Origin of the sequence: Streptomyces barkulensis, from assembly GCF_002843305.1 — a bacterium.
Lineage (GTDB): Bacteria > Actinomycetota > Actinomycetes > Streptomycetales > Streptomycetaceae > Streptomyces > Streptomyces barkulensis.
Genome location: NZ_PGSG01000028.1, coordinates 72,961 through 89,308 on the forward strand (window position 1 = coordinate 72,961; position 16,348 = coordinate 89,308).

1 protein-coding gene (cut by a window edge) is annotated in these 16,348 nt (G+C 75.9%); it reads left to right on the plus strand.

Translation table 11 applies throughout. From position 1 onward, the window contains the following. Nucleotides 1–16,348 carry the 5' portion of a non-ribosomal peptide synthetase gene (locus CUT83_RS06725; RefSeq protein WP_101254958.1) on the plus strand. Its footprint extends 2,654 nt past the window's final position, so 16,348 of the gene's 19,002 nt are visible here — the first part of the coding sequence; its start codon is at nt 1–3; its stop codon lies off the right edge, out of view.

Consider the following 16,348-nt stretch of genomic DNA (forward strand, 5'->3'; position numbering starts at 1 on the left):
ATGCTGGAGCCCCCGGCAGACCGCGTGGCCGCCACCTCGGCCCAGTCCGGGATCTGGACCGCGCAGCGTCTGCGGTCGGACGACGGACTCTACACCTGCGGCCTCTACCTCGAACTCGACCACGTGGTGGAGGAGGTACTGGGCGAGGCGGTCCGCCGGGCGGTCGCCGACACCGAGGCGCTGCGCACCGCCTTCCGGGAGGACGGGGACGGAGCACTGGAGCAGCTCGTGCTCACCCGGCCGCCGAGCACGCAGACAGGGCTGTCCCGGCTGGATCTCCGCGGCCGCGGCCACCCGCGCTCCGAGGCCCTGGACTGGATGGACCGCCGACAGGCGGAGCCGTGGGACCTCGCCGCCGGCGACACCTGCCGGCACACCCTGATACTCCTCGGCGACCACCGCGGCATCCTGCACCTGCGCTACCACCACCTCGCCCTCGACGGGTTCGGCGCCGCGCTCTACCTGGACAGACTCGCGACGGTGTACCGCACGCTGCGCGCCGGCCAGGAGCCGCCCCCCTGCCACTTCGCGTCGCTGGCCCGCCTCGCCGAGGAGGACCGCGACTACCGGCACTCCGCCCGCCACCGCGCGGACGCCGACCACTGGCGGAGGCGGCTCGGCGACCTCCCGTCCCCCACGAGCGTCGCCGGCCCCGCCACGCCCGGTACGTCCACCACGCCCGGTTCACCCGGTACGCCCGGTGCGTACGCCGCGTCCGACGCGCTGCGGCGCTCGGTGCACATCTGCGCCGCCGACACCGCCGCACTGGGCCTGAGGGTGGAGAAGAGCGGCAGTACCTGGTCGGTGTTCGCCACGGCGGCGGTGGCCGCCTTCCTGAGCCGCCACGCGCCCGGGGAGGACCTCGTCCTCGGGTTCCCGGTCGCCGCCAGGGCCACGCCCGCCGCGGTGCGCACCCCCGGGATGCTGGCGAACGTCGTGCCGCTCCGGCTCAGGGTGAGGCAGGGGATGCCGTTCGCCTCGCTGCTGGAGCAGACCGCGGCCGAGATCGGCACCGTGCTGCGGCATCAACGTCACCGCACCGAGGACATCAGCCGTGCGCTCGGGCTCTCCCCGCACACCGCCTCGCTGACTCCGACGCTGGTCAACGTCATGGCCTTCGCCCCGGTGCTCGACTTCGGCGACTGCCTGTCGCCGGTGCACGAACTGTCGGCCGGACCGGTCGAGGACCTGGCGGTCAACCTGCTCGGCGCTCCGGGGGACGGACGGCGGCTGACGATCACCGTCACCGCCAACCCCCGGCTCCACTCGAAGGAGGCGGTGGCGTCGCTGGCCGGGCGGCTGGCGGATTTCCTGACGCGCACGGGCGAGAACGCCGACGCTCCGATCGGCCGAGCGCGCCTGCTCGACGCGCCGGAGGAGGCCAGGGCCCTGGCCTCCGGGCGGAGCCCGAGACGGGACCTTCCCGCCCGGACCCTGCCCGAACTCTTCGCCCGGCAGGCCGCCCGCACCCCCGGCGCCCCGGCGGTCGAATCGGACCGGGAGGTCTGGACGTACGCCCGGCTCGACGCGCGCGCCGACCGGGTGGCCCGGCGGCTGGCCGCCCGGGGCGTGGGGCCCGAGAGCATCGTCGCCCTCGCGGTGCCGCGGGGGGTGGAACTGGCGGCACTGGTGCTCGGAGTCCAGCGGGCCGGGGGCGCCTACCTCCCCGTCGACCCGGAGTACCCGGCGGAGCGCATCGGGTTCCTGCTGCGCGACGCCCGTCCCGCCCTGGTGGTCGGCGAGGCCGGGACGGGGCTTTCGGACACCGGCTGCCCATGGGTGTCGAGCGGCGACCTCCTCGGCGACGGAGCGTGGCACGAGGAGGCGGAAGCGCCCCTGGCCGGAGACCTTCCGGCGGACCTGCCCGCGTACGTCGTCTACACCTCCGGCTCGACCGGGCGCCCCAAGGGAGTCGTGGTCACTCACGCCGGCATCGCCGCACTGGCGGCCGAGCAGACCGACCGCTACGGGCTGGGCCCCGGTTCCAGGGTGGCGCAGCTCGCGGCCCTCGGGTTCGACGTCGCCGTCGCCGAACTCGCGATGGCGCTGACGTCGGGGAGCTGCCTCGTCCTCCCGCCGCACGGACTCGCCGGCGAGGAACTGGCCGGGTTCCTGCGCACCCGGCGCGTCACGACGGCCCTCGCACCGCCCACCGTGCTGGCCACGGTGCCGCCCGGCGATTTCCCCGACCTGGCCGTCCTGGTCACCGGCGGTGAACAGCCTCCGCCCGCGCTGATCGCCCGATGGGCGCCCGGTCGTTTGATGTTCAACGTCTACGGGCCCACCGAGGCGACCGTCCAGGCCACCTCCGGACGCTGCGCGGCGGGCGGCGACCGGGTGCCGGACATCGGGAACACCGAGGCCGGTGTGGACGCCTACGTCCTGGACGCCGCGCTCAGACCCGTGCCCGACGGGGTGACGGGAGAGCTGTACCTGCGTGGTGCGGGACTGGCACGCGGCTATCTGCGCCGCCCCGGCCTCACCGCCGCCCGCTTCGTCGCCGACCCCTACGGCGGGGCGGGCGAGAGGATGTACCGCACCGGGGACCTGGTGCGCCGGGTGCGGGGAGAGGACCGTGCCGTGCTGGAGTTCGCCGGCCGGGCGGACGACCAGGTGAAGATACGGGGCTTCCGGGTGGAGCCGGGCGAGGTCGAGGCGGCCCTCACCGAACTCGACGGGGTCGCGCAGGCGCTGGTGACCGTGCGCGAGGAGCGGCCGGGCGACCGCAGGCTCGTCGCCTACCTGGTGCCCGAACCCGCCGGCCCGGACCGTCCCGCGGAAGAGCCCGACGTGGAACGGTGGCGCAAGCTGATCGCCGCCCGGCTCCCCGCCCATCTGGTCCCCTCGGCACTGGTGGCGCTGGCGGAGATCCCGCGCACGGCCAACGGCAAGGTGGACCGCACGGCGCTGCCCGCCCCCGGCGCCGCGCACCTGCCCGCGGGACGGGAACCGCGCGACGCCCGCGAGGAGGCCCTGTGCGAGCTGTTCGCGCAGGTGCTGGGCGTCGAACGGGTCGGCGCCGACCACGACTTCTTCGCGCTGGGCGGCGACTCCCTGCTGGCCGCCCGGCTGGCGAGCCGTATCCGCGACAGGCTGGGCGGGGCGGTCACGGTACGGGAGGTCTTCCGGGCCCCGACCGTCGCCCGGCTGGCGGAGGAACTCGGCGGCGGGGCGGCGACGGGCAGCCGCGTCCGCCCGGTCCGCCCGAGGCCGGACCGGGTACCGCTGTCGTCCGCGCAACGCCGGCTGTGGTTCATCGACGAACTCCAGGGAGCCTCGGCCGCCTACAACATCCCGACCACCCTGCGCTTCGACGGACCGCTGGACGTCCCCGCGCTGCACGCCGCGCTCGGCGACGTGGTGGACCGGCACGAGGCGCTGCGGACCACCGTCCGGACCGCCGCGGAAGGCGCCGCCGGCGCGGAGGCCGTGCCCGAACAGCACATCGCGCCCCCCGGCGGCCACCGCCCGGGGCTGCCGGTGCGCGACATCGCGCCCGAGGAACTCGCCGGGGAACTGCGCGCGGCCGCGGGCCACGTCTTCGACCTCGCCGAGGACCTGCCGCTACGCGCCCGGCTCTACCGGACCGGTGAGCGCGAACACGTACTGCTGCTGCTCGTCCACCACATCGCCGCCGACGGGGCGTCGATGGGACCGCTGGTCGGGGACCTGGCCGCGGCCTACGCGGCCAGGCTCGCCGGGCGGGCCCCCGACCTCCCGGAGCCGGAGGTGACATACGCCGACTTCGCCCTGTGGGAGCACGAGAACGAGGAGCGCGCCACCGCGCAGGCCGAGGGAATCGACCACTGGCGCCGGGCCCTGGCCGGGCTGCCGGACCGCATACGGCTTCCCGCCGACCGGCCCCGGTCGCGGGAACCGCTCCGCCGGGGCGCGGCGGCGCGGTTCGAGGTGCCGCCCGAGCTCTACGCCCGGCTGGCAGAGCTGGCCGGGAGCGTACGGGCCACTCCCTTCATGGTGCTGCAGACCGCGGTCGCCCTCCTGCTGAGCCGCATGGGGGCCGGCTCGGACATCCCGCTGGGCACACCGGTGGCCGGCCGCGGCGACGAGGCGCTCGACGATGTCGTCGGCTGCTTCGTCAACACCGTGGTCCTGCGCACCGACGTCTCGGGAACCCCGACCGTCGCCGAACTGCTGGCACGGACGCGGGACGGCGACCTCGCGGCCCTCGCCCACCAGGACGTGCCGTTCGACCGGGTCGTGGACGCGGTCAACCCCGTGCGCTCCTCCGCACGACACCCCCTCTTCCAGGTCATGCTGGTCCTCAACGGCACGGAGCAGCGCCGGGGACGGGCCCGGTTCCCCGGGCTGGACACCCGGATCGGGGCGGTGGAGTCCGGCGAGACGAAGTTCGACCTCTCCTGGCACTTCACGCACCGGGACGAGCGGGGGCAGGCGCTGGAAGGAGCGCTGGTGTACGCGGCCGACATGTTCGACGCCGCCACCGCGCACCGGCTCACCGAGCGGCTGCTCGGCGTGCTGACCGCGATGGCCGACGGCCCCGACCGGCCGATCGGGGCCATCGACGTCCTCAGCGCCGCCGAACACCGCACGGTGCGCGAGTGGGGCACGGCGAAGGCCCGCGGCCACCGCGCCGGGCCGGTGGCGGAGAGAATCGCCGCCCGGGCCGCCCTCGTTCCGGAGGCCACCGCGGTGGCCGAGCCCGGCCGGGTGTGGACGTACGCCGAACTCGACGCCCGTGCCAACCGGCTGGCGCGGGCCCTGGCCGCCCGGGGCGTGGGGGCCGAGGACCTCGTCGCCGTGCTTCTGCCGCGCGGAGCGGATCTGGTCGCCACCCTGCTCGGGGTGCTGCGGGCCGGCGCCGCCTACCTCCCGCTCGACACCGGGCACCCGGCCGACCGCAACCGGTGGGCCGTCTCGGACTCCGCTCCGGCGGCGGCCGTGACCGACGGCGCGCACCTGGGCGCACTCCCCGCGGGGACCGGACACGCCGTGCTGGTGCTGGGGGAGGAGGACACCGAGGCCGAACTCGCCGGTCACGACCCCACCGTGCCGGACGCGACGGACCTCGCCCGGCCGGTGACCGGGAAGAACGCCGCCTACACGATCTACACCTCGGGCTCGACCGGCCGCCCCAAGGCCGTCGTCGTACAGCGGGACTCGCTGGACGCGTTCGTCGAGCGCACCGTCGAGACCTACGGGGAGGCGCTGCGAGGCACCTGTCTGCTGCATTCACCGGTCGCCTTCGACCTCACGGTCGCCACTGTCTACGGGCCGCTGGCCGCGGGCGGGCGGATACGGGTGGGAGAACTCGACGAGGCCGGGATCGCGCGGTGGGAGGAGGAGTGTCCGGACTTCCTCAAGGCCACGCCCTCCCACCTGGCGCTGCTGGAGGAGTTCGGCGGCCCCGCGGCCCCCGGGACGGTCGTCCTGGCGGGCGAGCCGCTGCTGGGCGCGCGGCTGGACCGCTGGCGGGGCAGCCGCCCGGGCACCACCGTCTTCAACAGCTACGGGCCGACGGAGACCACCGTCAACTGCCTGGAGTTCAGGGTCGCCCCGGGTACGGAGGCGGGTCCGGGGCCCGTGCCGGTCGGCCGCCCGGTGGCGGGCGCCCGGGTGCACCTGCTCGACGACCGCCTCCGCCCGGTCGCCCCGGGCGTGACGGGCGAGCTGTACGTCTGCGGGCCCGGGGTCGCCCGCGGGTACCGCGGCAGGGCGGCGGCCACCGCGGAGCGGTTCGTGGCCTGCCCGTCCGGGGAGCCGGGGGAGCGGATGTACCGCACCGGCGACCTGATGCGGTGGACCGCGGACGGCGAACTGGTCTACGAGGGCCGGGCCGACGCCCAGGTCAAGGTGCGCGGCTTCCGGGTGGAGCCGGGCGAGGTGGAGGCCGCGCTGCTGGAGCTGCCCGGCGTGCGCGAGGCGGCCGTGGTCCTCACCGGGGGCACGGGCGGCGGCCCCGGGGCCGCGGACACCCCCGCCGCCCCCGCCCGCCTGGTCGGCTACACGGTCGGCGGAGGGCCCGACCCGGCCGCTCTCCTGGAGCGGCTGCGCTCCCGGCTGCCCGGGTACATGGTGCCCGCCACACTCGTGGAACTGGACCGCCTGCCGCTCACCCCCAACGGCAAACTGGACCACCGGGCTCTGCCGGCGCCCGACTTCGGCCGTCACCCGGAGCGCCGGGCGCCGCGCGGACCGCGGGAGGAGCTGCTGTGCGCGCTCTTCGCCGAGGTGCTCGGGCTGCCCGGGGCCGGACCGGAGGACGGCTTCTTCGCGCTCGGCGGCGACAGCATCGTCAGCATCCAGCTCGTCGGCCGCGCACGCAGGGCCGGACTGCGCTTCACCGTGCGCGACGTCTTCGAACACCCCACGGTCGCCGAGCTGGCGACCGTGGCCCGGTCCGCCGGCCCGGCCGGGGACGAGGGCGCCCGGCCCGAGCCGGAGCGGCTCGCCCCCAGCGGGCCGCTGCCGTACGTCCCCGCCGCCGCGCGGCTCGTCGCCAGGACCGGGTCGCTCCGCGCCCGCGGCGCCGACCGGTTCAACCAGTCGATGGTCCTCACCACTCCCGCGGCGGCCGGCCCGGACGACGTCCGGCGCGTGCTGCAGACGCTGATCGACCACCACGGAGCGCTGCGGCTGCGGGCCGCCGCGGACCGGAGCGGCCCGCCGGACGGCCTGGTGGTGGGCGAGCCGGGTTCCGTGGCGGCAGCGGACCTGCTGTGGCACCGCGACGCCGCGAACCTGCCGGAGACGGCGCTGCGGGAAGCGGTGGAGCAGGAGGCCCGGCGCGCCCGGGACGGTCTCGACCCGGGCGCGGGCGCCGTGCTGCGGGCCGCATGGCTGGACCGCGGTCCGCGGCGAAGCGGCCTGCTGGTGCTGGTGGCCCACCACCTCTGTGTGGACGGCGTCTCCTGGCGGATCCTGCTGGACGACATCCGTCACCTCTGGGACACGTCCGCCACCCCCGCCGCGCGGACGTCCCCGCTGCCGGAGGGCACCTCCCTGCGGGAGTGGGCCACCCGTGCCGCCGCCTCGGCCGCCGGGCCCGCCGTGACCGGCCGCCTCCCCCACTGGCGGGAGACCCTGGCGGGCCTGGAGGACCCGGACGGCGAGGTGGTCGCCCTGGAGGTGCGGCTCGACCCCGACGTCGACACCCACGGCTCGGCGCGCGAGACCGAGCACAGACTGCCGGCCGGCCTGACCGACGCGCTCGTCCGCACCGCCGCGGCGGCGCTCCGCGCGGAGACCGGGGAACTGCTGCTGGCCGGTTACGCGCTGGCCGCCTCCCGGGTGCTGGGCGGCCGGCCCGTGTTCGTCGTGGAGACCGAGAGCCACGGCCGGCAGGACGCGCTTTTGCCGGAAGTGGACCTGTCCCGCACCGTCGGCTGGTTCACCTCCGTCCACCCGGTGCGGCTGCGGCCCGGTGCCGGGGCCGCGCGGCTGCTGAAGGACACCAAGGAGCGGCTGCGCACCGTGCCGGACGCCGGGCTGGGCCACGACCTGCTCCGTCACGGCGGCGCGGGACCGTCCCCCGGTGAGGACGGCCCCGCACTGCCCCGCCCCCAGTTCGGCTTCAACTACCTCGGGCGGGTGGCCGTTGCCTCCGCCGTTGCCTCCGCCGCGGACGGCGCCGGCGACGGCGGGGCGTGGACCGTCGCGGGCCACAGCGTCGCCCCGCAGCCACCGGAGCTTCCGCTGGCGCACGAGGTGGAACTGACCGTCCTTCTGGAGGACGGCCCCGGGGGGCCCGTACTGGCGGCGCGCTGGAACGCCTCCGCCCGTTCGATGTCCGAGGCGCGGCTGACCGAGCTGGCGCGGGAGTGGGAGGCGGCGCTGCACGAGCTCGTGGCACTGTCCGGCACCCCCCGGGGCGGCGGCCTGATCCCCTCGGAGACCGGCATCGGCGTTCTGGAACAGCACGAGATCGAGGAGTGCGAGGCGGCGGCGGACTTCCGGGTGGCCGACCTGCTCGGACTCGGACCCGCCCAGGAGGGCCTGCTCTTCCACAGCACCTTCGACGACCAGGCGGAGGACGTCTACGTCGGCCAGCTGGTTCTGGAGATCGACGGAGAGCTGTCGGCCACCCGCCTGCGGGACGCCGCCCAGCGGGTCGTCGACCGGCACCAGGCGCTGCGCTCGGCCTTCCTCCAGCGCCGCTCCGGCGAGTGGGTGCAGGCGGTCGCCGCACGGGTGCCCGCCGACTGGGAGGAGCACGACCTGACGGGCCCGGACGGGGAGGAGCGGCAGCGGCGGCTGGAGGACCTGCTCGTCGAGCAGCGCGCCCGCCGGTTCGATCTCTCCAGGCCGCCGCTCGTGCGGTTCCTGCTCGTGCGGACCGCGGCGGACCGGCACGTCCTGGCCCTGACCAACCATCACCTGGTGCTGGACGGCTGGTCGCTGCCGCTGGTGGTGCGCGACCTCATGGCGCTGTACGGGGCGGACGGCGGCGTCCGCCTGCCCGGCGCACGGCCGTACCGCGACTACCTGGCCTGGCTCGGCGGACAGGACCGCGAAGCGGCCCGGGAGGTGTGGGCACGGGCGCTCGCCGGGCTCGAACCCTCGCTGATCGCCCCGAACGCCCCGCGCGGCGGCGCGGCGCCCCTCCCGCACCACCGCGCCATGAACCCGGAGGTCGTCTCCCGCCTCACCGGCTGGGCCAGGCGGCACGGCGTCACGCTCAACTCGGCGATCGAGACGGCCTGGGCCCTTGTGCTGGGCCGCCTCACCGGCCGGGACGACGTGAGCTTCGGCATCGCGGTCTCCGGCCGGCCCACCGACCTGCCCGGCTCCGCGGAGGTCGTCGGCCTGCTGATGAACACCGTGCCGGTGCGCGTCGTCCTGGACCCCGGCGAGCCGCTGGAGGCACTGGTGCGGCGCGTGCAGCGGGAGCAGGCCGGACTGCTGGACCACCAGTTCGTCCCGCTGGCGGAGGTGCAGCGCCGGCTGGGGACGGGCGACCTCTTCGACACCACGCTCGTCTTCGAGAACTATCCGCTGGACCCCGCCGCCGGCCTCCTCGGCGGTGAGGGAGGCGACGGGCTCGCACTGCGCGACGTACGCGGCCACGACAGCAACCACTACCCGCTCAGCGTCACCGTCGGCCCCGCCCCCGGCTTCCGGCTCCGCTTCACCTACCGCCCCGACCTGTTCACCCGGGAGTGGGTCGACGACCTGGCGGCGCGGTTCGAGCAGGTGCTCGACACCATGGCGACGTCCGGCGCCACCCCGGCGGGACGGCTGGACGTGCTGCTCCCGCACGAGCACGCCACACTGCTGGGCGACTGGGCGCGCGGGGAGGCGGCGAGCGGGCGGGAGTGCCCCGTCGCCCTCTTCGAGGAACAGGCCGCCCGCACCCCGGACGCCCTCGCGCTGGTCGAGGGCGGTGCGGGAGGACTCCGTCTGACCTACGCCGACTTCGACGCGCGCGCCAACCGCATGGCGCGTTTCCTCATCGCCCGCGGGATCGGGGCCGAGGACCTGGTCGGCCTGGTCTTCCCGCGCGGCGCCGACCTGCTCACCGGGCTGTGGGGGGCGCTCAAGGCCGGTGCGGCGTATCTGCCGGTGGACGTGGACTACCCGGCCGAACGGATCGGGCTGCTCCTGTCCGACGGCGCACCCGCCCTCGTGCTGACCACCTCCGCCCACGCCCACCTGGTGCCCAGGGTGCCGGGGCGGCAGATCCTCTGCGTCGACCTGCCCGCGACCGCGGACGAACTGGCCCGGACCCCGGGCGGGCCGGTGACGGACCGGGAGCGCCCGCGCCCGGTCGGACACGACACCCTCGCCTACGTCCTCTACACATCCGGCTCCACCGGCCGTCCCAAAGGGGTGGCGATCGGCCGCGGTTCGCTGGCCGCGCACGCGGTCCGGTCCCGCGACCGCTACCCGGACGCCGCCGGGGTGTCGCTGCTGCACTCACCGGTGGCGTTCGACCTCACGGTGACGGCCCTGTTCACCACGCTGATCTCCGGCGGGACCCTGCTGCTGGCGGAACTCGACGAACACGCGCAGGAAGCCGGCGTCACCTTCGTGAAGGGCACGCCCTCCCACGTCGCGCTCCTGGACGAGCTGCCCGGTGTCCTCGGCACCGCCGGCGAGCGCCCCGGCACGCTCGTGCTCGGCGGCGAGCCGCTCACCGGCGAGATGCTGGAGCGCTGGCGCGCCCGCCACCGGCAGGCCGCGGTCTTCAACGACTACGGGCCGTCGGAGACCAGCGTCAACTGCTCCGACCTGTACCTCGGGCCCGGCGAGGAGGTGCCGGCCGGCCTGCTGCCGATCGGCCGGCCGCTGCCCGGCAACCACATGTTCGTGCTCGACCACCTGCTCCGGCCCGTGCCGGCCGGCGTCGTCGGCGAGATATACGTCTCCGGCGTCGGCGTGGCCCGCGGCTACCACGGGAGGCCGGGCCTGACCGCCGAGCGCTTCCTGCCCTGCCCGTTCGACGCGCCGGGTGAGCGGATGTACCGCACCGGGGACCTGGGCCGCTGGCGGCCCGACGGGATCATGGAGTGCCTGGGCCGTACCGACGACCAGGTCAAGGTGCGCGGCTTCCGGGTGGAACTGGGCGAGGTGGAGGCCGCTCTCGCCGGCCGCGCCGGCGTCGCCCGGGCCACCGTCGTCGTGCGCGAGGACGAGCCGGGGGACAGGAGGCTGACGGGGTACGTGGTGCCCGAGGAAGGGGCGGAGGCGGACTTCGACACGGCCGCCGCGCTGCGCGACCTCGCCTCGGAACTGCCGGAGTACATGGTTCCGGCCGCGATCGTGGTCCTGGCGGAGTTGCCGCGCACCGAGAACGGCAAGCTGGACCGCAGGGCGCTGCCCGCGCCCGCGTACGGCGCCGGATCCGCCGGACGGGCGCCGCGCACCGCCGCCGAGAGAGCCCTGTGCACGCTGTTCGCGGAGGTCCTGGGCGTGCCCGGGACCACTGTGGACGACGACTTCTTCGCCCTGGGCGGCCACTCGCTGCTGGCCGTCCGCCTCGCGGGCCGCATCCGGGCCGAGCTCGGTCTGCGGCTGGACATCCGCACGATCTTCGACCACCGCACCGTCGCGGACCTCCTGGCCGACCCGCAGATCGCCGCGCAGCTGACGGACGGCGGGGAACCGGCGGAACCGGCGGAACCGGCGGAACTGGCGGAACCGGTGGGACCGGTGGGACCGGCGGGACCGGCGGAGCCCGAGCCGTACCGGGAATCCCCGGCCGCGGGGCCCGCCGGCCGCGGTGCCCGGCCGGCGCCGGAGCGTCTGCCCCTGTCCCACGCCCAGCGCAGGCTGTGGTTCCTCAACCGCTACGACAAGGAGGCCGGCGGCTACCACATCAGCGTCGCGCTGCGGCTGACCGGAGACCTCGACACCGGCGCCCTGCACGCCGCACTGGGCGACCTGGCCGCCCGGCACGAGAGCCTGCGCACGGTCTTCCGCGAGGACGAGGAGGGGCCCTACCAGATCGTCCTGCCCGCGAGGCCCCCCTCCGCGCCGGCCGCCGTCCCCGCCTCCGCGGAGGAACTCGACGGCCTGGTGCGCGAAGCCGTCCGCCTGCCCTTCGACCTCGCCGAGGACGTTCCGATGCGGCACGTCCTGTTCGCGCTCCCGGGCGGCGAGCACGTGCTGCTCCTGGTCATCCACCACATCGCCGCCGACGGCTGGTCGATGGGGCCGCTGGCCCGGGACCTGGCCGCCGCCTACCGGGCCCGCGCGGCCGGTGGCGAACCCCGGTGGGCGACACCGGCCGCGAGCCACACCGACCACGTGCTCCGGCAGCACCGCGCGCCGGACTCCGGGGACGGCGCGGACGACCCGGCGGCCCGCCGGCTCGCCCACTGGACCGAGGAGTTGCGCGGCCTGCCCGACGAGCTTCCGCTCCCCTACGACCGGCCGCGGCCGACGGCGCCCCCCGCACACGCCGAACGGATCGACTTCCGGATCGACGCCGCACTGCACCGGGGGATCCTGGCGCTGGCCGCCCGCGGCCGGGCCACCGGGTTCATGGTCCTGCACGCCGCCCTGGCCGCCCTGCTGACCAGGCTCGGAGCCGGCACCGACATCCCCGTGGGCACCCCGTCGGCCGGTCGCGACCGGCCCGAGACCGCCGACCTCGTCGGCTTCCTGGTCAACACCCTGGTCCTGCGCACGGACACCTCGGGCGACCCGACGTTCGAGGAACTGCTGGAGCGGGTGCGCGAGACCGACCTGAAGGCGTACACCCACCAGGACGTGCCGTTCGAACGGCTGGTGGAGGCGCTCAACCCCGCCCGCTCGCCCGGCAGGCATCCCCTCGTGCAGACGATGCTCACCCTCGACAACGCGGCCCGGGGAGCGCTGGACCACCTCCTGGACCTGCCGGGCCTGCGCGTGGAGCCGCTGCCGACCGCCGAGGGCACCGCGCACACCGACCTCGACCTGACCTTCACCGAGCCCGGCGGTGCCCCGCCCACGGGTGGAACGGGACTCGACGGAACCCTGCGGTACCGCCCCGACCTGTTCGACCGCGCGACCGCGAAGGCCCTGACGGAGCGGCTCGTGGCGGTGCTGCGCGCGGTGACGCACGAGCCCGGCCTGCGGCTGGGACAGCTCGACGTCATCACCGGGGAGGAACGCCGGCTGCTGGCGGAGGCCCAAGCCGCCGCCGGGCGGGCAAGGACCGGATCCGCCGTCACCGACCTGCCCGCGCTGTTCGCCGCCCAGGCCGGACGAACCCCCTTCGCCCCCGCCCTCACCGCGGGCGGGACGACCATGGACTACGCGGAGCTGGACGACCGGTCCAACCGCCTGGCCCGCATGCTGCTGGAACTCGGCGCGGGGCCGGAGGACTTCGTGGCCCTGGCCGTACCCCGCTCGGCGGACCTGGTGCCGGCCATGCTCGCCGTGCTGAAGTCGGGCGCCGCCTACCTCGCGATCGACCCCGACCACCCGGCCGAGCGCACCTCCTACATCCTCCGCGACAGCCGGCCGGTCGCGGTGCTCTCCACCCGTGCGGGCCGGGCCGCCCTGCACGACGCGCTCGGCGGGTCGGCCGGCGAGGCGCCCTGGCTGCTGCTCGACTCGCCCGGGACCGAGGCCGCGGCGGCCGGGCTGTCGGCGGCGCCGGTCACCGACGCCGACCGCCGTGCGCCCCTGCTCCCCGACCACCCCGCCTACACCATCTACACCTCGGGCTCGACCGGACGGCCCAAGGCCGTGGTCGTCAGCCACGCCAACGTCGCGCGGCTGCTGGGAGCCTGCCGTTCGGCCATGGACTTCGGGCAGGAGGACGTCTGGACGCTCTTCCACTCCAGCGCCTTCGACTTCTCCGTGTGGGAGATATGGGGCGCCCTGGCGTACGGCGGCCGGCTGGTCGTCGTGCCGCACGACGTGGCCCGGTCCCCCGGGGACTTCCTGCGACTGCTGCGCCGCGAACGCGTCACGGTGCTCAGCCAGACGCCCTCCGCCTTCCTCCAGCTCCTGCGGGCGGAGACCGAGCAGAGCGTCCCGGCGGAGGCCACCGCCGCGCTGCGGTACGTGGTCTTCGGCGGCGAGGCACTGGACACCGCCCAGCTCGCCCCCTGGCGGGACCGGCCGGTCCGCCTGGTGAACATGTACGGAATCACCGAGACGACCGTGCACGTCACCCACCTGGAGCTGGACGGCGCCGCGCTGGAAGGCGGCGGCAGCCCCATCGGCCTCCCCCTGGACGACCTGTGCGCGCACGTGCTCGACGAGCGGCTGCGGCCCGTGCCGTCGGGCGTCGTCGGCGAGCTGTACGTCGCCGGCCCCGGCCTGGCCCGCGGCTACCGGCAGCGCCCCGGGCTGACGGCCACCCGCTTCGTCGCCGACCCGTTCGAGACCGGCGGGCGGATGTACCGGACCGGTGATCTGGTCAGACGTGACCCGGGCGGCGGCCTGCACTACGTCGGCCGGTCCGACGCCCAGGTCAAACTGCGCGGTTACCGCATCGAGCTGGGGGAGATCGAGGCGGCGGCGCGGCGCCACCCGGGCGTCGGCCAGGCCGCCGCGGCGGTCCACGGGGACGGGCCGGACGACCGGTACCTGGTCTGCTACACGGTGCCGGACAAGGACACCGGACCCGAGCCGCACGAGATACGCGCCCACCTGGCCGGCGCGCTGCCCGGTTACATGGTCCCCGCCGCCGTGGTGACGCTGCCCGCACTGCCGCTGACCCCGAACGGCAAGCTGGACCGCGGGGCGCTGCCCGCCCCGGACCGGACGGCGCTCGCAGGCGGCGGCGCGCCGTCCGGTCCACGGGAGGAGGCCCTCTGCGCGGCCTTCTCCGACGTCCTCCACCTGGAGGAGGTCGGCCGGGACGCCGACTTCTTCGCCCTGGGCGGGCACTCCCTGTCGGCGGTCCGGCTCATCAGCCGGATCCGGTCGGTGCTGGGGGTGGAGATCGGCATCCGCGCGCTCTTCGAGGCGCCCACGCCCGCCGCGCTGGCCCGGCGGCTGGACACCGCCGGGACCGGACGGCCCCGCCTGGTGCCGCAGCGACGACCGCGCCGTGTCCCGCTCTCCTCCGCCCAGCGGCGGCTGTGGTTCCTCGGAGAGCTGGAGGGACCCGGCGCGACCTACAACATCCCGCTCACCCTGCGGCTGCGCGGCACCCTGGACGTCGGGGCCCTGCGCGCCGCGCTGGCGGACGTGGTGGCCCGGCACGAAGCCCTGCGCACGGTCTTCCCGGCCGAGAACGGCGTCCCCCACCAGCATGTGGTCGAGCCAGGTGAGGCCGCGCCCGAGCCGGCCGTCGTGGACGTCGCCGAGGAGGACCTGCCGGCCGCCCTCGCCGAGGCGTGCGACCACGCGTTCACGCTGACCGAGGACCTGCCGCTGCGCGCGGTGCTGCTGCGCACCGGACCCGGCGACCATGTGCTCTCCCTGGTGCTGCACCACATCGCCGGCGACGGCTGGTCGCTCGCGCCGCTCGCCCGCGACCTGAGCACCGCCTACGCCGCGCGGCTCGAAGGACGCGCCCCGCAGTGGCGGCCGCTGCCGGTGCAGTACGCCGACTTCACCCTGTGGAAGGAGCGGCTGCTCGGCGACGCGGACGATCCCGACAGCCTCTTCGCACGCCAGCTCGCCTTCTGGCGCGACGCGCTGGAGGGGGCACCGGAGCAGATCGAGCTGCCCACCGACCGGCCGCGTCCCGCGATGGAGAGCCACCGCGGCGCGATCCACCGCTTCACCCTGCCGGCCCGGCTGCGGAACCGGCTGCGCACGCTGGCGCACTCCCGGCAGGCGACCTTGTTCATGGTGCTGCAGGCGGGTCTCGCGGCGCTGTTCGCCAGACTGGGGGCCGGCCGGGACATCGTCCTGGGCACACCGGTGGCCGGCCGCGGCGACGAGGCGGTCGACGACCTCGTCGGCTTCTTCGTCAACACCCTGGCGCTGCGCACCGACCTCAGCGGCGACCCCACCTTCGAGCAGCTGCTGGACCGGGTGCGGGAGGCCGACCTGTCCGCCTTCGCCCACCAGGACATACCGTTCGAGCAACTGGTGGAGGCGCTCAACCCCACCCGCTCCCTCTCCCGGCACCCCGTCTTCCAGGTGCTGCTGGCCCTTCAGAACAACGAGCGCGGCGAGGCCGTCATGCCGGGCCTGGAGGTCACCGCGGAGCGCCCCGCCAAGGCGGCGGCCAAGTACGACCTCTTCGTGAATCTGGTCGAGTCCCGAGACCCGGCCGGCGCGACCGTCGTCGAGGGCGCCGTCGAGTACGCCACCGACCTCTTCGACGCCGACACCGTCGCGCGGCTGACCGAGCGCTACCGCGACCTGCTGCTGGCGGTCGCCGAGGAACCCGGGACGCCGCTCAGCCGCGTCCCGGTGCTGAGCGGGGCCGAACGCGGCGCGCTGGCGGCCGAGTGGGGCGCCACCGCCGCGGACCCGGCCGAGGACCCGGCCGGACTCTTTCTCGCCCGCGCCGCGGCGACACCGGACGCGGTGGCGGTCCGCTGCGCCGAGGAGAGCCTCACATACTCCGAACTCGACGAGCGGGCCCACCGGGTGGCGGGGGCGCTGGCCGCCCGCGGCGCCGGCCCCGAGCAGCGGGTCGCGGTGTGCCTTCCGCGCACCGCCGACCTGGTGGCCTGCCTGCTCGGCGTCCTGCGGACCGGTGCCGCCTACGTGCCGCTGGACCCGGAGTACCCGGACGAGCGCATCGCCGCGGTCCTGGCCGACACCCGTCCGGTGGCGCTGCTCACCACGGCGGACCGCCGCCCCGCGATCACCGCGGCCGCGGCCGCGTGCGGCGCCGCCACCCTCCTGGCGGCCGACGCCGTACGGGCCACCGCCGAGCCCCCGCCCGCGGTTCCCGCGCCGCTGCCGGACCAGGCCGCTTACGTGCTGCACACCTCGGGCTCGACGGGCCGCCCCAAGGGCGTGG